This window comes from Allobosea lupini, from assembly GCF_900109525.1.
In the GTDB taxonomy this organism is placed as follows: Bacteria; Pseudomonadota; Alphaproteobacteria; order Rhizobiales; family Beijerinckiaceae; genus Allobosea; species Allobosea lupini.
On sequence record NZ_FOAN01000015.1, the window covers coordinates 1 to 20,069 of the forward strand.

The following is a 20,069-nucleotide window of genomic DNA, read 5'->3' on the forward strand; positions in this document are numbered from 1 at the left end:
AGATCACGGTTCCGTGAACCGCAACGGGAGGCCCGCCGATGACCGAAGCCACCACCGCTCCGCCAGTACCGCTGGAGGATCAGCTCTGCTTCTCGATCTACTCCGCGGAGATCGCGATCCAGCGGGCCTATAAGCCTCTGCTGGATGACCTCGGCCTGACCTACCCGCAGTATCTCGTGCTCAACGTGCTCTGGCGCGAGGATGCCCAGACCGTCGGCGGCATCGCGCAGCAGCTGGCCCTGGAGTCCAGCACGCTGACGCCGCTGCTCAAGCGGATGGAAGCAGCCGGCCTGCTGCATCGCACCCGCAATCCCGAGAACGAGCGCCAGGTGATCATCGCGCTCACCCCGGACGGCGACAGCCTTCGCTTCCGTACGGGCTGCCTGAACGAAAAACTGCTCCTGGCCTCCGGAGAGACGCCCGGCCACCTCGCCGAGCTCAATCGCCTGGTCAGGCAGCTTCGACTAAAGCGTTCTGCATCGGCTTTCCGGGGGCGATATAGTGCCACGCGACGCCGGTCTCCTGGCACCAGCGCAAGATCGCCATCGAGGTGAACTCCGTGCCGTCGGACACGACGGTGTCCGGCCGGCCGAGCAGCAGAATGACGCCATCGAGTTCTCGAGCCACGCGCAGGCCCGAGAGCGAGGTGTCGGCAACGAGCGTCAGGCACTCGCTCGTGTAGTCCATGATGGCGACGAACCGGACGCTCCGCCGTCCGTGATCGTGGCGGAGAGGAAATCGAGGCTCCAACGCGCAATGGCCCGATCAGGTACGAGCATGGGTCTGCGCGTGTCCAATGCCCTTTTGCGGCCGCCGCGCCGGCGAAGCTCAGTGATAGCCCACGCGCATAAATACCGACTCTGCTTGTCCGACTGGGCCGCTTGCCGGTGTCCTTGTCAATCCAACAGGAGATAGGTTCCGCTTCGTACGGGCTCGATGACCGCCGCCAGAGTGTCTTGCCTTGAATGAGCTTCGACCGGCAGGGCGTGCCGCTCAAGGTGCCCAAGCGATGAGAACTGGTCGTGGATTTCCGTGATTGGACCGGGATCGGTCAATGTGCTCCCCCCGCGCTCCTGGCAGCGAAGAATCGTCACGTCGAGGGCGGCGTGCCGCGACGATGCCGTCCACAATGACGAAGTAACCACATTCCGCGTAACCTCCGGCAGCCTGCGCGACAACCTCTAAACGACCGTGTTCTGATCATGTGCTTCCGGCTGGTGCGGTGGGATCGCTCCAGTCTTGATGAAATGCCAGAAGTCATCTCAATGAAGGTGGACCTTCGATGATCCGGATTCTCGCGCAAGTGTCTTCGCGGCCGCGCTTTTCCCGGACCCCGGAGCGCCCGTCAAAATGAGCACTTCATCTCCGCGCTTCATGCGATTCTGCCCATTCCTCGCAGACCAGATGATGAAATCCTTGTTGAACATGCCCGACAAGGGATAAGGCCTCAGCCCTGCGTGTCATTTTTTTGCGGTGGCGCCGAAGGTTCGTTGATTCCATTGTTGCCGCGTAAGCAACCAATCGACCTCTTTCCATCCCCGAGCTTCCATCCAGGCGGGCCCAGGCCTTTCCGCCACCTGAACCGCGCCATACCGCTTTGCAATTTTGATGACACGGCTATTGCCACTCGACGTGTCACTCACAAAAGCGTCCAAACCGATCGTTTCAAAACCGAAGCGGACGAGACATTCTCCAACCTCGATCGCAACTTTGTGGCGGCCCCATAATTCGGGAGCCAGTTCCAGGCCCAACACCGCAACTTTCCGATCTTCGGCTTTGACCCTGACACCGCCGCATCCGCACAACTTGCCGCTGGACTTATCGAAGATACCAAGCTGGAAATTCAGTCTAGGCCGGTCAAGCTGCCAATCGAGAAACATCGAAAAAAGCGACTGAGCCTTCTCGTCATCACCTGTTGCGATGTCATACAATTCGCGATACCGCGGGTCGTCCTGATACGAGACAAAGGCCGAACGATCTTCTTCTGTGAAATCCCGAAGCGTGTATCTTCTTGAGATTAGCATCATAACAATAACCTCATTTAAGGAATATTTGAATCTTTCACTAGGCTTGACAGGCATCCCCTGCAACTCACCTCTAAATGGATTTTGACTGCAGTGCCCCGAGCCACGGCTTTCTGCTCGGTGCCTGCAGTTGTCGACGTTGGGGCAGGATCGCGAGCAGCCGTCCTCCCAGCCGTCAGGAAGGCAAGCCTCTGCCCTCGACTTGCCGAGCACCATATCGTTCTGTTTACGTGATCTTCGCCCCTCGACGGCTGCGAGTGAACGATCGCGTCACGAGATTTCGTCGTCGAACCAAATATGATGCTTTCCTGCCTCGCAGACCCTTATTCCGCCTGAGCCGGATATGGCACCCAATCCGCCTGTTCCGCTCCCATCGACGATTAGGCAGAATTCGTTTGCTGGATCGCCACCTTTGGTCGAGGCGCAGTGGATGAAATTGAACGCACCTTCGAGCTCGTTCAAGCTGCCGATGAGCTATGCAACAGCGCGCCTATGTCGCGCATGGCCATGCACCTGCGCCGGCGAGCCGGGACATGACGCGCCTAGTCAGTTCGTCGGTCGGAAACCAGACTTCCATCCGAAGTGAGGATGGCCGGGCATCCTGCGGTAGCCCGGCCATAAACTGAGCTGTGACGAAGCTGAGCCTTCCGGCTGCGCTCACGAAGACCATCTCCAGCGAGCGCAGCGTTTGGCGCCTCTCCCTCCTTCCATCGAGGTTGAACTCATGCCGGAGCCGCTTTTCTAGCCGGTCTACCCGCTCACCGATTTCGGGATGCAAAACCTGCTCAATCCGCAGCTGGTGCAGCAATGCGTCGCCAACACTGGCGGCATTGATCATCTGCGAGAACAAGCCTCCCGGGTCGATCATCGCCGCGATCATGTCGACGCCCGCCTCAGGCTCCACGGTTCCCCGCCAGAATTGCGGCATCAGGAGTGCACAAAGTCTCTGTCCGCCGTGATTGATGCGCCGCATTCTCCAGGAGGCGTCGAACAAGAAGGCCGGAAAGGGCTCGTGCGCCTCGAGCACGCGCGCCAGGTCGTGCATCGGATCGCGATCACCGTCGATGTCGAGCTCGATCGCGGTGAAGCCCGATCGTATCAGGAGACCGTTCGCCTCGGACGGCTCGAACTCGAGCGCTTCCATCCAGCCGATCATCAGGGACTTACTGACGCCCGCCCGCCCGGTCTCGACGAAGCCGAGATGGCGCTGCGAAATGCCCAGACGCAGCGCCAGATCTAGCTGCGAGATGCCCCGCGCGCGTCGCCTCTGCGCGAGAAGACCACCGATCTGCGCCTTCGACATGGCCTCGTTCCGCTTCGGCTGCGATCGTCAGAACCATACACCGCGTATGGATACCACTAATTGCGGCGGACCTTATTGTCTTCGCGCCGCCGTAAAGCAGCTACCTGCGAGGTAGTCGATGCAAGATTCCCAACAAATAGCCAGCGCCGCCGCACCGCGCTTCGAGAGCCCAGCATGTCCCCTGTCAACCTTCGTTTCGCGTTGGCTTTGATGGCCGCGGCCGCCGGTGGCGCGCTGGCGCCGAGCCGGATCCGGCGCAGGTCCCGATTGCAGGCGTCCCTACTCTCCCGGATGCCTGCCGGCTGCTAATCGTATCGGCTGTCCGCGCGAGCCGCGCCCCAGTGAGCGCGAACCAAATTCGGGTTAGCTTCAGAGTGAGACAGGCGCTACGGGCTATAGTCATTCTTGGAGCCTGCTGACCAGGTGGACGAGCAGCTGATCACGGGACTGGGCAAAGTGCAGGTAGCCAAATTCGTCCAGGCCGATGAAGTCGCAGACCAGCTCCAGAAGCCGCCTGCCAGACCCCGCTCAGGCAGCCAGGGTCGATCCGCTCTTCTCCTCGGTCGTGACGAACCGCATCAATGACTTCACCACCGGCACGTTTGAATCAATCGGTTCTTCTCCTGCGTCGCCATGCAGGTTCGCAATCGGTCGATTGGGTCCGCCCGGCCCGTACAATGGTGGCGTCTGCATGGGATCTGGCGCCGGTGCTGGGTCTGGAGTAGGCACGGGCTGAGGCGGCTCCTCGATCGGCTCCCAGGGGAACACCAGGCTGAGGCCGACGCGAACGGCGACCGCCGCGCCGAGCAGCACCAGCGGCGGCAGGCCGTAACGTAGCCATGGCTTGTCGATGCTCGATGGATTCCGCTCGGCACCGTTCAACGGTGCATTGAACATATCCGTAACGCGGCTGTGCCAGACGATCGGTCCCATGCCGCGATTGGAGCGATATTCGTCGATGTAGTCCTTCTGCGCGCCGCGGAAGACGTACCAGTCGGCGGCGACCTTGAGGAGCTCGATACCACCAAGCACCGGCTGCCCCGCTGCAAACGCATTCGCCGCATGGATGCTATCGGCGACGAAGAACGGCACCATGCCATAAGTATCGCCGGCGGAGGCGTATTGCGGCCAGCGCTGGATCAACGACGGCTTGTGCATCGGCTTGTACTTTTGCGTACCGTCCGCCTCCGGCGGGCCGTCGGGCAGCCGGCCGTCATGGTACACGGCTCTCGGATCGCCGCCGCCGACGAAGAAGCGGCGGATCGGGCCGATGATCTTGCCTCCACCACTTGTCGCTGGATAGGTTGGATGCGGCTTCTTGTTCTTTCCGGCAGAGCCGCTCCCGGTGCCCTGTGTCGGCGGTGCTGATTTTGGCTGAGCAGCGGTCGCCGGCACATTGCCGCCGGTCGACGCCGCGTGGAGTTCATCAGCTGCCTTCTTGGAAGCGTTGAAGTCGGCATCGCCGACGCCACGCTTGGAAGCCGTTCCGATGACGCCGGGCATGTTGCCGAAAAGGAATGCCGCACTTGCGGAATTGCTGGCAAGGTCGGCCGCGCCGCCAAAGGTGTCGAGCACGCCAAGATAGCGATAGGCAGCGGGATCGAGGAACGGGTTGGTCACCAGACGCGTGGTGTTCGCGTTGCTGATGCCGAAGCTAGCATAGCGCGCAAATTCCAGAATGCGCCCGGTCGGCGTATTCGGCGAGATCAGCCGGCCCGGCGCGGTTTCCAGCACCTTCATCGCCTCCGCATCCAGACGGTTCGCGCGCAGCGTCTCGAAGGCGAGGAGATAATTCATCCGGTCGGCACGGCTATGACCCCAGACGGCGCCGCGCCAGCCGGTGGTCCGCCGCGCCAGGATATCGAGATGGGCGTCGGCGATCGTGAGCCAAGGGGTCGACTGTGTCGGATCCTGATGCAGTTCGGCAGCCGCAGTCTCGATCTCGGACTTGTTCCCCACGCGATGAATGTAACCGCGCCTGCCGAGCAGCGGCTGCGTCGCGACGTCGACGACCGCTTCGCGCACGACCTTCATCGTGTCGGGTTCCGGCGCCTTGCCCTTCGCGATCGCCTGCTGGGCCGTCTCGATCGCGTCGGCATATCGTTCGCGATCGGGCTTGGCGATTCCGAGCCGCCGCCCGCGGCCACCGGTGACCTGGCGATTGAGCTGGTCGAGGACGGCCTCTCCGGGCTTGAAATTGTCATGCGCGACGTTCGAAACGAGGGCGGCACTGTCCTGCCGCTTCTGCAGCCGAATCTTGGCGCCCTGCCTGATGCCGGCGACGCCGCCGCGGAAGAGCCAGGCATAGATCGCGAGCGATGACAGAAGGTCGCGCGCGCCGATATGGCTTCCGGTACCGATCCTGGCGGTCGTATAGGCGCCAAAGGCGGCTCCGCCGACATAGCCGACACTGGTCAGCATGATACGCCGCTTGTCCTTGCCTTCGAGCGGACGGTCCGCCTTGACGAAGGTTTCGCCGGGCTTGGGCGCATAGGTGGCATCGCGATTGGCGACGCTGTAGGGGTAGACGCTGCCGTCATCGAAGATGCGCAATCCGCCTTCGACGAGTTTCGGATCGATGACGCCCGAGGCGATCGCCTCGGTCAGCTTGTCTTTGGGGCCGACGAGCCGGTAGACATAACCGCCCGGCGCCGCCTGCTTGCGCCCTTTCCTATTCGCCGAAGCAGGGCGCTGCTGCACTGCCTCGCGCGCGCCTTCGAACGTCGAATGTAGCGTGAACTCCGACAGGTTAAGCGCCGGGTGAGGCCCTCCCCCGCCCATGATCTGCTGCGGCGGCACCGGCCCCTCGATGTAACGGATTGCCGTGTAGTCGTGCGAGCCTAACAGGTGCGGCACTCGCCTCGTCGCATAGTCCGTTACCTTCTTGTGCAGGGGACGGCCCTTGAGGGCGTGGTCGTCCGGCGATTGAGCGATAGCCAGATACGCCGTCTGCGCCTTCATCTGATCGTCGGGTTCGGGCAGCTTCCCGTTCGCAGTCTTCTTGCGCCAATACGCGTTTGCAGGGTCGACGAAGCTCTTCCGCAAGCCGCTGTCCGGCCCGGCATAAGCCGGCCGCGCCGTGATGTCGGGCGATTGCCGGGCTTCGGCGATCGGGTCGGTTGAAGCCTTGTTGGCGATTCCAGCTTGGCCGACATGCGGCTGGGCCGTCGGTATAGCCGGCGTCTGCGTAACGATTGCCGGCTGGTTTGTGGCGCTAGCGCCCGCCACCGGCCGAAGGGCGATCGCCGGAAAGACGTCTCCGCTTCGATAAATGAACTGAGCCGCTGGTAGCCAGTCGACAGGAATCTCGGCCAGCGTTCCGATGCCGGCAATGTCCTTCGCATCGGCTTGGACTTTATAGACGAAACCGCCGCGCAAGCTTCCTTTCGGCGGCGGCAGAGTGGCGACCGCGACGGCGGCGGCGGCATAGGTGTCGAAGAACTGGGTGTCGGCCGTACGCAGTCCTGGGCCGGGAGCGCCAACCTGCTGTCCGTAGACGTCGACCGGCAGCTGCATCGTTAGCGCGAATCTGGTTTGGATGGCGGGATCGGTGGAAGGCAGTGGAAACTGCCCGACCGCAAGAACGTCATCCGGAGTCGGCTTGAAGGCTTTGGCCGATCTCACCGTGGCAGACAGGTTCGGCATCAGCGAGACGCCATGCTGGCCGATCACCGATACGGCGTCGGGCGCGAGCAACGCGTCCGAGCCCGCCGTCCGCACCGGCATGGCGGAAGCGCTCGGTGGGACACTGGCGGTCTGTTGCCCAGCAGCTGGTTTCGGGGCCGCCGGTTGCAGCGATACGGTCACCGGCCACTCGGCCCCGGAACCCAGCGCCCGACTGAGCGCAAAGGAATCGGCGCGGTCCAACGCAGCCTGCAGCCGTGCATCGAAGGCCCCCTGGCCGGGGTTCTCGATGTGACGGACGATATGTCCGAGGTCGACGATGGCCTGGCGATAGCCCGGTGTGCTCTCGCGCGCGCCGGCCAGATAGTCGAGCACGCGATTCAGCGAACCGTCGACCTTCTTGTCCGGCGACTGGCCGACCAGCCCGCGGCCCTTGGCGATCAGCTGGTGGGTGGGCCCGCCCGACGGCTGGGCCGCGGCGCTCAGATCGCGTGGCTCCGGCTTGTTCGCCTCCTGCTCCAGCCTGTCGCGAATGCGCGCCATGATGTCTTCGGGCGTGGCGCCTGTGCCGTCGGTCAGATGGCGAAGGTCTCCGGGCCCGGAGGCTGCATCGAGTGCGTGCGACGATCCGACTGACCAGAGATATGGCTTCAAAGCATCGGGGATTTCAGTGGCAGGCTTCGCCGGCCGGCCGGTGCTCTCGCCATCTTGCTCGCTGCTTACCCTCAGCGTCTCGGGATTCTGTCGCGCCGTGTCCCAGAGCGGCATCGGATCGCGCCGGGAAATCTCGACCGTGAACCCATGCGTCTCGTACCAAGCCTTGAGCGGCAGCTCGAGCGCGCCGGGACGAAGCACGACGACGCCGTCTTCCGGCCTGCCGGTTTTCGGCCGCGCCTGCCCGGCGATGAAATCGTGCACGGCTGACACCTGCGCTGGCGTCAGGAAGGATTCGTCTTTGAGGCCAGGTAGAACGTCGCGCCTGAAATCGGCGACGGCCTGCTTCTGGCTCGGGCTCGCAACCGATTCGAGCTGGCTCAGCCATTTGCCGACCGCCTCGTTGCCGCCGCGCGGGAAGACCGCAACGCGTCCCGTCTCGGCTCGCGCGTCGAGCCGCTTCAGCCAACGGGGCCCCTCGACCGCGAGGGTCAAGCCATCGCCTTGGGGGAACTCCCAGCTCGTCGTCCGCTCGGCAGCGACAGCCGGAGCTGTCTCCGGCAGCTTGGTCCGGTAGAACAACCGGCCCTCAATGCTCGCCGACAGCGGCAATTGCAGCCAGCGAACGCCTGGAACTCCAACCGGCAGTGCCGGCACCGACCATGCAACGGTTCGGTCCACCGTCAGCGCGACATTCTGCGTATCGCCGAACAGCCCCCAGAAGATCGGCCCGTCGGACGGAATGTAGTGGCTGAATGTCGTGGGCGCCTTGGCAAGCAGCGGGCGGTCGGGATTGATCAGCCCGCGAGGCTCGAACTTTTCGTTGACGATCACTTCCAGCCGGCTCGAACCCGGCGACCAGACGCGCCGCTTATTGCCGGCGAGGTCGACGATCGTCTCCTTGAGCGGCAGACCGGGGACCGCCGACTGACGCAAGCCACTGCCGGATCCGCGCACATAGGTCAGGCGCTGGTCCTGATCGACTGCGCCCTTCGCCAGCAGCTCCTGGAGCTTATCAGTCGATGGCGCCGCAGCCAGCGCGGCGGCATCGTCGGCATTGTTGACGACGACCTGCGTGCGCAGCCGCAGCTTGCCGAGCACGACCTGGTTGAGATCCAGGAATTCGCGCGAAACCGTGAAGTCCTGATGGAACGTCGCGTCCATCGCGACTTCGTAGCGGCGCTCCAGCGCCACGCGCGGGACGAATTTGGAGATCGAGGTGGGCAGTTCGGTGACCCAGGCGGGGTGCAGGTAGAGCTTGTCCTCTAGCATCACCTTCTTGTAGGGCACACCGTCCTGGAAACGCACGAAACCGGCAGCGTTGCTCGCTGGTGCACCGAACACATCGGTCTCGCCGGGTTTCAGCGTGACCGCTTCCGAACGCAATGACAGGCCGTAGACGATCTCGACCACATGGCCTTGCGGCTGATCCGATCCCTTGGCGGCGGGCATGACGCGCCCGGCTTTCGGCATCAGGTCGAATGCGGATTGCGAGGGGTCGCCGTAGATCAGCTGTTCTCCAGCTGCTATCAAATCCGCTCCCTTGAACTGGAAGGCCGTCTGGTGCGAAATCGGAAGCCCGAGTTGCGCGCCCGTGACGTTGCGGTGTTCGTTCGGCCGGATCGAGAGACCTGCCTCTGACTGCAAGGCGTCGCGCACCGCCCCCGGGCCTTGGCCCATGGCGGCGCCGATCGCCCTGATATTGCTGCGCACGCCGACACCGGCCATGTACGAGCGCCAGGTCGGCGAGCCGACCGGCGTCGAATCGACCTGGGCACCGAGCGCCGCCTTGACTGCGTCGCCAGCCGGGCCGGGATTGATCCTGACCCGGCCCAGCAACGAGAACCGGATGTCGGGCGCATTCTCCTGCCATTTCCAGGGCTTTGCCGCCTGCCAACCGCTTGGCGGAATATCCTTGCCGGCAGCCTCCATCTCGGCACGACGATCCGCCGGAAGCGCCAAGCCATCCGGCGATTGCCGGGTCTGCTGCCACAGGGGCATGAACGGCCGGTCGTCGGCTTCGCCTTGCCGCGGACCGTTTACGGCCCCTTCTTCTGCTGAGCGCCCTGGGCGTGCCTGCTGATCCGCGTTGCCGTTGCCAGTGTCGCCGTGCCCGGTACTGCTGACATTAGCGATCTGACTTGCCGCCACGGCGTCGGCGACATTCGGCAGAGCGGCGGCTGCGGCCAGAGGCGCTGGCGACCCCTCGGCGCCGATCACCGGATCGACGCCGCTCTTGTTCGGCTTGGCAGATCCGGCCGGCCCGCTGCCTCCGTTCCGACCGGCCTGTGGCCCTGATGTCGGCTGCGTCTGCACAACGATTGTTCCGCCATGCGAGCCGCCGCCACGCGCTGTTCCCAACCCCCCAAGGCCGCCTGGCAAGGCGGCCGTCCCTGGCGCGTGATGAGCGAATGTCGTTGCGTTCGCTACATGTCGTGTCCTGTACGTTGCGGGTTGCGGTGCCGCCCGTCCTTGCTCGATCCCGGCATGCAGGCCCGACACCGTGCCGTAGACGCCCGAGGCGAAGCTCATCAGCTCCATCAGCGGGTTCATGCCGGGATCATCGCCATGAGCCATCAAGTTGAAGGCCGAGACGGCGAGGAGCGGCGAGCCGGCCGCGATCGAGGCAAGATCGAGCGTGCGGGCAAATCCGATCGTTCCGCCGGTGGCGCTCTGCATGATCTCGCCGGCATGGCGGCAATAGGGGGTTCGGCTGTAGGTCGCCCCGATCGAGGTGCGCAGCGACGCGACGGTGGTCATACCTGCGTTTCTGAGCCCGATCGCACGTGAGACTGAAGCGGTGGCCGGGAAGATCGTCGCTCCCGCCGAGAGCGTCTCCATGATCAGGCGTCCCGGCGTGATCTCGCGCCCGTAGTAGATGTCTTCTCCGAATTCCTGCAGCTGCCTGCCGCCGACATAGGTACCGGCGACGATAGCAAGTGGAGCCGCGACGACATTGACGCCGGGGATCAGCATCAACAGCGGTGCACCCGCGGCCACGCCGGTCGCGATCGGGTCGACGTATTTCTCGACGAAGGTCTTGACGTGGGCCTGGTAGGCCTCGGTCTCGACCTTGTCACCCTTAGCCGTGAAGGCGAGGTTCTGCGGAACGACGATGGTGCCGCTGTCCAACAGGTCGTTGTCGTTCTGGTAAGTCTCGATGAAGGACTTGATGTTTTCCGGCTTGCGTCCATCGAGGGCGTAGTCGGAACCACGACCATCGACGACATGGTCCTTCCCGTCGGTTCCGCGCACGATCGCGAACAGCATCTGCTGCGAGCCGACGCTGGCATCGATGTACTGGAACGGCACGAAGGTGACCTGTGCCTGGTCGCCACCGACGACCTGAATCTTGCCGACCATCCTATCGGCCTCGTCGGCACCGGCGCCGGCCGACTGCAACGCCGATTTGAGATTTCTGCCTCCCAGCAGGTGCTCGGCCCCAAAAAGGGCCTTGCCGTCCGGTAGGCTCTGCTGCGCCATCGCACCGAAGGTCAGCTCGATCTGACGCGTCGCCTCGGTTTGCCTGCCGCGATAATAAGCCGCCTGCATGTTGCTCTGGTGCTGACTCGAATCGTCGTTGAGCAGCTTGGTCGGCTGGGCCGCGGTGAACACCGCATAATCGTGCCAGGCAACCGCATGCTCGCGTTGCACCCGAAGATCCTTGTCGAGCTCCCGCGTCGCGTCGAGCGCCGACAGGATCAGCGCGACCTCTGGATGAACCCAGACCTCCACGCCGTTCATGGTCGACTTGACCGCGCCGGCGAAAGGCGCGACCTCGCCGGGACCGCCAACCGGGATCGCCGGCCTTGTCGTTGTGAGCGCGGTGTCGAGCGCTTTCTCGAGCGTCGGGATGGTCTTGCCTGCGATCGCGATATTGACGTCGATCTGCGTAATTGTACTCGAAGTGTACGCCTTTTCCGCTGCCTGCTTGCGCTGCTGCGCACCGAGCAGGCCGTTGGGACCGCATCCGGCGACATTGCTCCAAACAATATCGATGTCGCGCTCGTGATCGCTGCGCCGGACATTCTTGGCGCCGGGCTGAAAGGTCAGCGGGATGACCAGCGTCTTGTGCTCGTAGACGAAGGTTGCGTAGAGCTGCCCGTCCTTTGGATCGTCGTCGACCGAGACGCTCTGCAGCGTGCCGGAATACTTGCGCTTACCGTCGGTGAAACCGTCCTGCTCGAAGAGATGCGGGCTCTTGCTCCGTAGGTTGTTCAGCGCCGCGTCCTCGACCGGCGCAGCCTCGAGCTGCGCGCCAGCAAGGTCTCGTTCGGCATCTGCGAGATCGCTGGCCTTGACCGCGACGTCGCGGTTGGCTTGCGCCACCTTGCGCTGGTTGCCGGCCGTTTCGAGCATCCGGTCGGCCTCGGCGCGCTCGGGCGTATTGGGCTGGGTCGTCCGTACCAGCTGCTTTGCGACCAGCTCGCTGATCTCGACATCGAGCAGGTCGGCCTCAGCAGAGAGCTGGCCATATTCGGCGAACCCGGCCCTGACACTCTTGTCCCCATGGTCGGATCTGCGATCCGAGACCTTGCTGCTCTCGGGGCTATTCGCCGCCCTGACCTGCTGGGGGTTGGGCCCTTGCGGCCCGCGCACTTTGATCTTGTCCTCCAACGCATCGACAAGAACGGTTTCCGCCTGCTCGCGTTTCTGGCGGCTCTGCGTCGCCTTGCCGGCAACTTCCTGCGAATCCTTGAGGTCGGACTGCGCCTGGGCGAGCGGCTTGGTTGCCTTGATCTCGAAGGTGATGCCTTCCGGCGCGAGCGTCTTGGCCAGTGTGCGGTTGGCGCCGGCGACCGCCGAGCGGTACTCCGGGTCGGCGGCGTAGACCGCGAGCTGGGCGGTCGCTTCGTCGGATTTGGCGCGGGCCTCGACAGCGCGGCCTTCGGCAGAGCCTTGCGCGGCACGGGCGCGGGCGACTTCCGGATGGACCCACTGGCCATTCGACTGAATCCAGTCGCCGCCGCCTGACGGCATCATCTGCGGCTTCTGCGCGGTGCCAGGGCCATATTTCTGCTCGGCAGCCGCCGTCTCGACGCCGCGGTCATGCGCCTCCTGGCCTGCGACCGTCGACTCGTCATTGAGGATAATCGCATTGATCTGGGCGACGAGGACCTGGTTTTCCTTCGCCTTCGCCGGATCGCTGTTGGCCAGCGAGTTCGCCAGCAGCTGCGCCAGCAATATCAAAACACGCTCTTGCTTGGCGATGAGCGCCTGCCCCTGGGGCGTGTTCGCCTGGCCCGGCTTCAGGTCTCCGGCCCAGATGATCTTGGGATTGCGGCCTGCCGCATTGGTCATGGAGGCGGAGTAGTTCACGCGCGACAGGACGGGCGCCAGCCTCTGGAGAACCTTGCGAACGGCGTCGGCGAGAGCCTTGAGCAGCGACCCGAGCGGGCTCGTCGACTGCGCGCTCGTGGTCTGGCCAACGAGGCCGCCGTCCGGCTTGTTCACGCGCATGTTCATGAAGGCCTCCCGACGCTGCCGCCGGCTGCACCCTGGCTATCTCGCGCGCCAGGTCGATGGCGGAGAAAGCCGGAGCGCAGCCGGAGATGACGCGCGCCACCATGCGGCGGCGAGCGTTGATGGCTTGGAGGGCGGTGGCCGGTCGGCCACGCCAGGGCGCTGCAAGAGCGCGATCAGGCGTTCGGACGCTGCTTGGCTGCGTCGAGACTGACCTTCTTCTCAGTCGTCTTGGTGGTGATTTCCGCCGACTTCACGATGGCGCGGTTGAAGGCGGCTTCCATCTGCTGGATCGCATTCTCCGGCGTGGTTGTATTCTGGACGGACGAGGTTCCGGACATCGCAGACTCCGTTTTTGACGTGCTCTGGATCGGACCGGTGCGGGATCTTCGATGCCCCGGCTCCGGCACCCGAGCGACCAGAAAGTCGCTCAAGGCAGGGAAACGTTAATATCGATAAAGGATTCGTCAAGCACTCAAATCAAAGAACCTGACATTATTCCAGATTATGAATGCAAATATAAAGTTCCCATTAGATCCGAATGGAACTAAATTGGCAACTATAATTCTACGAAATTCGAACCAACTAGGTATTGCCTTATGAATTCATAATTCAGAAAGGCATTAACTGATCGCCACTGGAATTTAGACTGCAATAGGCGTTGACATCGGGAAAACCCCACCCCTAACCTTGCCGGCAGCGTCAACCCGGCGACGCGACTGTGCCGTTCCGTGAATCCCGAGGAGAGCAGCGATGAGCGTGCAACCGGTCAATACCGCTCTGGCGAGCGGGTCGGTCGACAACAACGGCAGCAGCGCCGGCTTCGATGATGCGATCGCAGCAGCACAGCAGCGCAACACCGGCGCCGAAGGCGCCGATCAGCAGGATGAGATCAGCCAGGACGAGCTCGCCCGGATGGTCGGCCAATACGGGTCCCAGATCATGTCCATGCTGCTGATGCCTCGCATGACCGACATGCTGGGCGAGGTCATGGCCGACGAGGAGGGTTGACCGTAACCAGTTCGCACAAATCCATTTTCCGGAGGCACAGATGACGATCGCAAACGGGCTGCCGACAACCTCGTTGTCTAGCTCCACGCTGATCATTCAGGCCGGCGCCGAGCAGCAGCCTGCCTTTGACCATGCTGCGGAAGCGGCAGCGCGCCAGCAGAGCTGGCCGGCGCGGGCCGGAGCCTTGGCCGATCCCGGCCAGCTCGCCTCTGAGCTGACGAACCGGATGGACGGCTTCCTGCGCCGGGCTGGTGAGAGCGCGCGTGAGCAGGCCTTGTCGACCACCTCTCTACCAGAGGCAACGGAGCGCACCGCATTGGACAGCCGGCAGCTCGATCGCGTGATCGAATCGATGAATCGCTCCTTCGAGTTCGCCGTGCAGACGCAGCTCGTCGTCCGTGGCGCAACGCAGACGACCGGTTCAGCCAATACCGTGCTCAAGGGGCAGTAAACGGGTCGGTGCCCATCATGTCGAAGGCTCGTCGCAGCCGTATCCTGGCTCTGCTTTGCTGCGCCGCGCTGCTGACCGGCTGCAAGGTCGATCTCTACACGAATCTCGACGAGCCGCAGGCCAATGAGATGGTGGCGATTTTGCTGCAGAGTGGCATTCCGGCCGGCCGCAGCGTGCAGAAGGGCGGAAGGTTGACCGTGACGGTCGAGGAGGCACGCTTCGCTGATGCCGTCACGATCCTCAGCCGCAGCGGCCTCCCGCGGCAAGAGTTCCAAACGCTCGGCGACGTCTTCAAGAAGGACGGCCTTGTTTCCTCGCCGGTCCAGGACCGGGCGCGGATGATATTTGCCCTGAGCCAGGAATTGTCACGCACCGTCGCCGCGATCGACGGCGTGCTGACCGCCCGTGTCCATCTCGTGCTTCCAGAGAACGACGCGCTGCGGCAGAATCTCTTGCCGTCCTCAGCCGCGGTCTTCATTCGGCACGATCCCAAGATCGCGATCGACGGCAAGCTGGCTTCGATCAAGATGCTGATCGCCAACGGCGTCGCGGGGCTGAGCTATGACCGAGTCTCCGTCGTGGTGGTGCCGGCCGAGCGCAATGCCGCAGTGCTGCAGGCCGCGCCGGGCGGAGAGACCGTCTCGTCGCACACCAACTTGCCCTGGCCGGCCATCACCGGAGCGGTCGCCGGCTGCGCCGTGATCGTCGGCGGGGCGTTGCTGTTGCGCCGCCGTCGCTACTATCGGCTCTCGGAGGGAACGGGTGAGCGATGACCGGCGCGCTGGCACGATCCAAAGACGCATCTGTCGCTTGGCCACGCTTCGCCGCCAGCCCAGCTGGTTACGTGGCACCCGAGCGACTGGCGGCCGCATTCGACGATGCGATCACGCCAGAAGCTTGCTGCAGGCTCCTCGCCTTGCCGCGCCTGGAGGCCCGGCTTTCCGAATTGCTCTGCGCCCGGAACGGGCTCTCGGCGGGGCTCGCACCGGAGGTCGTGTCCGATTCCGACCGCAGCGTCCTGCTGCTGACCCCGGCCCTGCTGCACGGGCTGGTTCGCCGGGCCGGCGCGATTTACTTGTCCGGCGCGCTGTCACAGATCGTGCTCGCAAACGATGTGCGTGCGCTCGACAAGGCGCTCGGGCCAGGTGTCTTTGCTCGCGCCATGGCGAGGCGAGATCTCGGCGATCCGGCCAATGCGCCTACGCCATCGGCCGTTTCGGAACTGGTCGAGCAGATCGACCGTGCAGGCTGGAGCTGCCTGCTGGCCTGGGCGGCTCAATTGCCGACAGAGATCGGTGCGCGATTGCGCCTGCGGATGCCCGGACAGGTCCTGCCGCTGGACGCGATCACGCCCGATCTTGGAAGATCGATCATCGAGGCGGCGCATCGCGCCGAGGCGGCATGACTGCAGCGGCCGACCTGCCGAGCCGGCCGCCGCGCGGGCTCGTCCCGGCGGAGCAGGCGGCCGCCTGGGGGGACGGCTTCATCTTTCTCGACGCCGCGCGGCAGACTGCGCGTGCGATCGAGGCCGCGGCCCGTGAAGAGGCCGCGCGGATGCTGTCTCAGGCCGCGGCTGCAGGGCGCGAGCGTGGCGAGGCTGAGGCCGCGGAGCGAACCGGCCGGGCCATCGCGGACATCGACGCCTATTTTGCCGGCCTGTCCGGTTCCCTTGCCGATATCGCCTTCGAGATCGTGCGCGACGTTATCGACCAGTTCGACCGCCGCGACATCGTGGCCATGGCTGCGCTGAAGGCGCTTTCGGCTTTCCGCCGCAGTCGAACGCTGACCGTTCGCGTCCATCCCGAACATGTCGAGGCGGTGACCGAAACGCTGCAGGACGCGATCAGGACCGGCGGCCTCGAGCTTGCGCTGGAGGTCAGCGGCGATCCGGGTCTCGCTCGCGACGGTTGCCTGCTGACGAGCGACATCACCACCATAGACGCTGGTATCGACAGCCAGATCGAGGCGCTCCGCCGCGGGCTGCTACGCCGGTCGACGCCATGACAACGGTGCCGACAACTGGACTGGAGCGCCTGGACGGCGCTTTGCTGTCGCTGCGCGATCGGCTGGGGCAGGTGCAGCCGCGGCCGCCCAAGGGTAAGGTCCAGCGGGCCTTGGGCGTCACCATCCACGCCAGTCTGCGCGATGTCCGGCTCGGCGAGATCTGCGAGCTGCGCGATCCAGCGAGTGGCTTTGTCGTCCTTGCCGAAGTCGTCGGCCTGCAGGATGGCTGCGCGATACTGACGCCGATAGGCGACCTCGATGGTCTTTCGACCGAGACCGAAGTCGTGTCGACCGGCGAGGTCCTGCTTGCCCCCGTCGGGCAGGGCCTGCTCGGCCGCGTCATCGATGCGACCGGGACGCCTTTGGACGGCGCCGGCTGGCCCCGCGGCGCGCTTGCGGGCTTTCGCCCGGTCCATGCCCCGCCCCCGCCGCCGCTTGCGCGCGACCTGATCGAAGCCCCGCTTCAGCTTGGACTGCGCGCCATCGACGGATTGCTCGGATGCGCGCGCGGCCAGCGCCTCGGCATCTTCGGTCCCGCCGGCGCCGGCAAATCTTCGCTGCTGGCCGACATCGTGGCCGGGACAGAAGCGGATGTAATCGTGCTGGCACTGGTCGGCGAGCGCGGCCGCGAGGTCCGGGAAACCCTGCAGCGGCGCCTGTCGCCTGCGGCGCGGGCGCGTACTGTCGCGATCGTCGCCACCTCCGATCGCCCGGCGCTCGAACGGGTCAAGGCGGCCCATGTGGCGACGACCATCGCCGAATATTTTCGCGATACCGGCCAGCACGTCCTGCTGCTGATGGACAGCGTCACCCGCTTTGCTCGGGCCCAGCGCGAGCTCGGCCTGGCCGCCGGAGAGCCTCCGACGCGGCGCGGCTTCCCACCCTCCCTGTTCGCAGCGCTTCCGAGATTGCTGGAGCGGGCAGGCCCAGGACAAGGCGGCTCGATCACTGGCATCTATACCGTGCTGACCGAGGGCGAGGCGGAGATCGACCCGATTGCAGAAGAAGTCATGGCGCTGCTCGATGGCCATATCGTCCTGTCGAGCGAACTCGCCCAGCAGAACCATTTCCCTGCCATCGATGTCCTCAAGAGCCGCTCGCGCCTGATGAGCACGGTTGCGCCGCAGCAGCAGCTCGCTGATGCGCAGCGCATGCGCGAGCTGCTGACGCGCCATGCGGAGGTCGAACTCCTGGTGCGTGTCGGCGAGTACGAGCCAGGGTCGGACAGCCTGGCAGACGAGGCGCTCGCGCGGGTCGACGGGATTCGCGCCTTCCTTCGTCAACCATCCGGCGAGCAGGACACGCTGGAGCGGACACGGCAGCGGATGCGGGAGGTCCTGACGTGAGCGACCTCGACGCCCTGCGAACACTGCTCGAGCTTCGGCGCCGACGCGAACAGCGCGCCGGTGAAGTCGCGGGCCGGCGGCGCGCCGCCGCGGCCAGCGCCGCAATCGCGGTGGAGCAGACTACGGCAGCTCTTGCAAGGCATGACGATGCGACGCTTGCGCTGCAGCGTTCGCATCATCTCGGCCTGGTCGATCAGCCATTCTCGCTTGCGGCACTCGAATGGCTTCGGCGTGAGGTCATGGTCGCAGCCGCCGCGCGGCTCGATCTCGAAGCGGCGACCCAAGCCGCGGGAGAAGCCCTTTCTTCGCGGCGGCGCGAATTTCACGAGGCGCAGGCGCTGCATCGCGAGCGCCGGCACAGCCGGATCCGGCTCGAACAGGCCTGCGAGGAGCGGGCGAGGCAGGTGCGGCTACGACGCGAGTCGCGCCTCGATATCGCACTCGACGACATCAGCGGACGCCGGGCATGAAGGCGGATGTCCCCCTGGCGGGCCGATCCGCAATGGCACGCGACGACGCGCATGCGCTCGCTTACCCAGCCGTGGCCTTGCGGGACGTTGGGCCGATCAATCGCTTTCATGGTTCGCGCTGGCGGCTCTCACTCCAGCTCGCGGGCCGTGAACTCTTGCTTGCGGCGGCCACGCGCCTGCCCCGGACCACGGAGCGCGATTGCCTCCGGCTTTCACTGGCGATCGGCAGTGAGGAGGCGCAGTTGCTTGTGCCGCCCCGGCTAGTCGAGGCCGCGCTGACGAGCTTTGGACCGCAGGCAGTCACGGCAAAGCTCGGGCCGGACCGGGCCGCACTGTTGATCGAGGCGGTCTTTGCCGATGCCTTCGCCGGGCTGGAGGCGCATCTGGGCGAGGCAGCCGAGTTGCGCGCGCCATCCAGCACGGCCGGCAGCGATGGTCTGCGTTTGGCCGTGAGCGTCGCGCTGGCGGATGCCGCGCTGGAGATCGGCGCGATCGCCGGGCCCGCCCACCTTCTGGCGCGCCTCGTCGCCCTGCTGCCGGCAGATGGCGAGCCGCCCGGGTGGATTGATCCGATCCCCGTTCCGCTCAGCCTGCGCCATGCCGAAACCAGGATCGAGCTGCGCGATCTGCGGCGCGCCCGGCCGGGAGACGCATTGTTGTTCGATCGCTATCTGCCGGCGGGGCAGGCCTGCCTCCTTGCCGGCGGGCGGTTGATCGCTCCGGTCGCAATGGAGAGCGACATGGCGCATTTGCGCGCGCCGCTGGTTCGGGCGCGATCATCACAATGGGAGTGGCTCATGGACGACTTGCAGGACGCCGCCGGCGCCGACGAGGCGGAGGTTCTCGACGATCTGCCGATGCGCGTTGTTTTCGAGTTCGGCCGCAGCGAGATGTCGCTCAAGGAACTGGCCGGTCTTGGCGCCGGAAGCGTCGTCGCGCTTGCTAGCCCGCCGGGCCAGCCACTCTCCCTGCTCGTCAACGGCCGCCGGATCGGCCAGGGCGAGCCGGTGCGGATCGGCGACGCGCTGGGCGTACGCATCACCCGGCTGTTCGATGCCTGATCTCAGTCCCAATCTCGTCGGGATCATTGCCTTCGTCTCGCTGATCGGGCTGATCCCGCTCGGCGTGGTGACCATGACCGCCTTCCTCAAGATCTCGGTGGTCCTCTTCCTGATCCGCAACGCACTCGGCATCCAGCAGTCGCCGCCGAACTTGGTGCTGCATGCGATCGCTCTGGTGCTGACCGTCTATGTCACGGCGCCGCTTATGGCCGATCTCTATGAGCGGGTCTCGGCGCGCCAGCTTGATCTCAACTCGGTCCAGGGCCTGACCGAGGCGGCGGATACGGCCCGCCAGCCGCTGCGCGACCATCTCTCTCGCTTCACGCATGAGCGCGAACGCGAATTCTTCCGCACCGCGGCCGTCCGCGTCTGGCCGGAGAACGCCGCCGCGGCACTGAAATCGGACGACCTCATCGTCCTCGTGCCGGCTTTCGTCAGCTCGGAGCTGACCCGCGCCTTCCAGATCGGCTTCCTGCTCTACCTGCCGTTCCTGGTCATCGATTTCATCGTCGCCAACGTGCTGATGGCGATGGGCATGATGATGGTCTCGCCAACGCTGATCTCGATCCCGCTGAAGCTGCTGCTCTTCGTCAGCATCGACGGCTGGACCAAGCTGATGCACGGCCTGATCCTGAGCTATGGCTGAGCCGCGATGGAT

Annotated in this window: 17 protein-coding genes and 2 pseudogenes; 12 read left to right on the forward strand and 7 right to left on the reverse strand. The window is 64.9% G+C overall.

Features of this window, described 5'->3' with window-relative positions; all coding sequences use genetic code 11:
• The first annotated feature begins 38 nt into the window (after positions 1-38).
• The gene (locus BMZ21_RS27780; RefSeq protein WP_091842554.1) at positions 39-554 is read left to right on the forward strand and encodes a MarR family winged helix-turn-helix transcriptional regulator; all 516 of its coding nucleotides are present in this window, start codon (positions 39-41) and stop codon (positions 552-554) included.
• On the opposite strand, the pseudogene BMZ21_RS30905 reads toward BMZ21_RS27780, so the two are convergent.
• The 6 genes and pseudogenes from BMZ21_RS30905 to BMZ21_RS30510 all read right to left on the reverse strand — a co-directional run.
• Positions 457-827 (reverse strand): annotated as a pseudogene (locus BMZ21_RS30905) (DDE-type integrase/transposase/recombinase); the annotation flags it as partial. The gene BMZ21_RS27780 and the pseudogene BMZ21_RS30905 overlap by 98 nt on opposite strands.
• 69 nt (positions 828-896) lie before the next feature.
• Positions 897-1,376 (reverse strand): annotated as a pseudogene (locus tag BMZ21_RS30910) (zeta toxin family protein).
• Between the two features lie 84 nt (positions 1,377-1,460).
• Positions 1,461-2,081 carry a GNAT family N-acetyltransferase gene (locus BMZ21_RS27795; RefSeq protein WP_167561784.1) on the reverse strand — a complete coding sequence of 207 codons (621 nt, stop codon included), beginning with the start codon at positions 2,079-2,081 and terminating at the stop codon, positions 1,461-1,463.
• 213 nt (positions 2,082-2,294) lie between these two features.
• Positions 2,295-2,486 carry a DUF3224 domain-containing protein gene (locus BMZ21_RS31185; RefSeq protein ID WP_208862388.1) on the reverse strand — a complete coding sequence of 64 codons (192 nt, stop codon included), beginning with the start codon at positions 2,484-2,486 and terminating at the stop codon, positions 2,295-2,297.
• A gap of 28 nt (positions 2,487-2,514) precedes the next feature.
• Positions 2,515-3,327: a helix-turn-helix domain-containing protein gene (locus BMZ21_RS27805; RefSeq protein ID WP_091842564.1), complete on the reverse strand. Its 813-nt coding sequence runs from the start codon at positions 3,325-3,327 to the stop codon at positions 2,515-2,517.
• Between the two features lie 528 nt (positions 3,328-3,855).
• Positions 3,856-11,220: a hypothetical protein gene (locus BMZ21_RS30510; protein WP_208862389.1), complete on the reverse strand. Its 7,365-nt coding sequence runs from the start codon at positions 11,218-11,220 to the stop codon at positions 3,856-3,858.
• Between the two features lie 24 nt (positions 11,221-11,244).
• On the opposite strand from BMZ21_RS30510, the gene BMZ21_RS30515 reads away from it, so the two are divergent.
• Together BMZ21_RS30515 and BMZ21_RS30520 are read left to right on the forward strand one after the other, a co-directional pair.
• Complete coding sequence (locus BMZ21_RS30515) at positions 11,245-11,817, forward strand: hypothetical protein (RefSeq protein WP_208862390.1); 573 nt, start codon at positions 11,245-11,247, stop codon at positions 11,815-11,817.
• A 108-nt stretch (positions 11,818-11,925) separates the two neighbouring features.
• A complete protein-coding gene (locus BMZ21_RS30520) occupies positions 11,926-12,579 on the forward strand; it encodes a hypothetical protein (protein WP_167561787.1) in 654 nt (217 codons plus the stop codon).
• A gap of 665 nt (positions 12,580-13,244) precedes the next feature.
• Here BMZ21_RS30520 and BMZ21_RS30525 read toward each other — a convergent pair.
• Entirely contained in the window at positions 13,245-13,409 is a 165-nt protein-coding gene (locus tag BMZ21_RS30525; RefSeq protein WP_167561788.1) for a hypothetical protein, read from the reverse strand.
• 412 nt (positions 13,410-13,821) lie between these two features.
• Here BMZ21_RS30525 and BMZ21_RS27815 point away from each other — a divergent pair, with 412 nt between their 5' ends.
• The 9 genes from BMZ21_RS27815 (at position 13,822) to sctR (ending at position 20,057) form a co-directional block, all read left to right on the forward strand.
• Positions 13,822-14,079 carry a hypothetical protein gene (locus tag BMZ21_RS27815; protein ID WP_091842571.1) on the forward strand — a complete coding sequence of 86 codons (258 nt, stop codon included), beginning with the start codon at positions 13,822-13,824 and terminating at the stop codon, positions 14,077-14,079.
• A gap of 40 nt (positions 14,080-14,119) precedes the next feature.
• A complete protein-coding gene (locus BMZ21_RS27820; RefSeq protein ID WP_091842574.1) occupies positions 14,120-14,530 on the forward strand; it encodes a hypothetical protein in 411 nt (136 codons plus the stop codon).
• A 17-nt stretch (positions 14,531-14,547) separates the two neighbouring features.
• Positions 14,548-15,303 carry a type III secretion system inner membrane ring lipoprotein SctJ gene (gene sctJ, locus BMZ21_RS27825; protein ID WP_091842577.1) on the forward strand — a complete coding sequence of 252 codons (756 nt, stop codon included), beginning with the start codon at positions 14,548-14,550 and terminating at the stop codon, positions 15,301-15,303.
• Positions 15,304-15,446: 143 nt separating this feature from the next.
• Positions 15,447-15,935, forward strand: a complete 489-nt coding sequence (locus BMZ21_RS27830; RefSeq protein WP_143079832.1) for a hypothetical protein — start codon at positions 15,447-15,449, stop codon at positions 15,933-15,935.
• On the forward strand, positions 15,932-16,534 hold the full coding sequence (sctL, locus tag BMZ21_RS27835; protein ID WP_091842581.1) for a type III secretion system stator protein SctL: 603 nt from the start codon (positions 15,932-15,934) through the stop codon (positions 16,532-16,534). The genes BMZ21_RS27830 and sctL overlap by 4 nt, the downstream gene beginning before the upstream one ends.
• Positions 16,531-17,880, forward strand: coding sequence for a FliI/YscN family ATPase (locus BMZ21_RS27840; RefSeq protein ID WP_091842584.1), 1,350 nt, complete (start codon positions 16,531-16,533; stop codon positions 17,878-17,880). The genes sctL and BMZ21_RS27840 overlap by 4 nt, the downstream gene beginning before the upstream one ends.
• Positions 17,877-18,350, forward strand: coding sequence for a hypothetical protein (locus BMZ21_RS27845; protein WP_091842587.1), 474 nt, complete (start codon positions 17,877-17,879; stop codon positions 18,348-18,350). The genes BMZ21_RS27840 and BMZ21_RS27845 overlap by 4 nt, the downstream gene beginning before the upstream one ends.
• Positions 18,351-18,382: 32 nt before the next feature.
• On the forward strand, positions 18,383-19,411 hold the full coding sequence (sctQ, locus tag BMZ21_RS27850) for a type III secretion system cytoplasmic ring protein SctQ (protein ID WP_167561789.1): 1,029 nt from the start codon (positions 18,383-18,385) through the stop codon (positions 19,409-19,411).
• On the forward strand, positions 19,404-20,057 hold the full coding sequence (gene sctR / locus BMZ21_RS27855; RefSeq protein WP_091842592.1) for a type III secretion system export apparatus subunit SctR: 654 nt from the start codon (positions 19,404-19,406) through the stop codon (positions 20,055-20,057). The genes sctQ and sctR overlap by 8 nt, the downstream gene beginning before the upstream one ends.
• Positions 20,058-20,069 lie beyond the last annotated feature (12 nt).

Coding starts and splice junctions, on each gene's coding strand:
- BMZ21_RS27780 (WP_091842554.1), top strand. CDS start 39: ATGACCGAAGCCACCACCGCTCCGCCAGTACCGCTGGAGGATCAGCTC.
- BMZ21_RS27795 (WP_167561784.1), bottom strand. CDS start 2,081: ATGCCTGTCAAGCCTAGTGAAAGATTCAAATATTCCTTAAATGAGGTT.
- BMZ21_RS27805 (WP_091842564.1), bottom strand. CDS start 3,327: ATGTCGAAGGCGCAGATCGGTGGTCTTCTCGCGCAGAGGCGACGCGCG.
- BMZ21_RS30515 (WP_208862390.1), top strand. CDS start 11,245: ATGCTCGCGTTGCACCCGAAGATCCTTGTCGAGCTCCCGCGTCGCGTC.
- BMZ21_RS30525 (WP_167561788.1), bottom strand. CDS start 13,409: ATGTCCGGAACCTCGTCCGTCCAGAATACAACCACGCCGGAGAATGCG.
- BMZ21_RS27815 (WP_091842571.1), top strand. CDS start 13,822: ATGAGCGTGCAACCGGTCAATACCGCTCTGGCGAGCGGGTCGGTCGAC.
- BMZ21_RS27820 (WP_091842574.1), top strand. CDS start 14,120: ATGACGATCGCAAACGGGCTGCCGACAACCTCGTTGTCTAGCTCCACG.
- sctJ (WP_091842577.1), top strand. CDS start 14,548: ATGTCGAAGGCTCGTCGCAGCCGTATCCTGGCTCTGCTTTGCTGCGCC.
- sctL (WP_091842581.1), top strand. CDS start 15,932: ATGACTGCAGCGGCCGACCTGCCGAGCCGGCCGCCGCGCGGGCTCGTC.
- BMZ21_RS27840 (WP_091842584.1), top strand. CDS start 16,531: ATGACAACGGTGCCGACAACTGGACTGGAGCGCCTGGACGGCGCTTTG.
- sctQ (WP_167561789.1), top strand. CDS start 18,383: ATGGCACGCGACGACGCGCATGCGCTCGCTTACCCAGCCGTGGCCTTG.
- sctR (WP_091842592.1), top strand. CDS start 19,404: ATGCCTGATCTCAGTCCCAATCTCGTCGGGATCATTGCCTTCGTCTCG.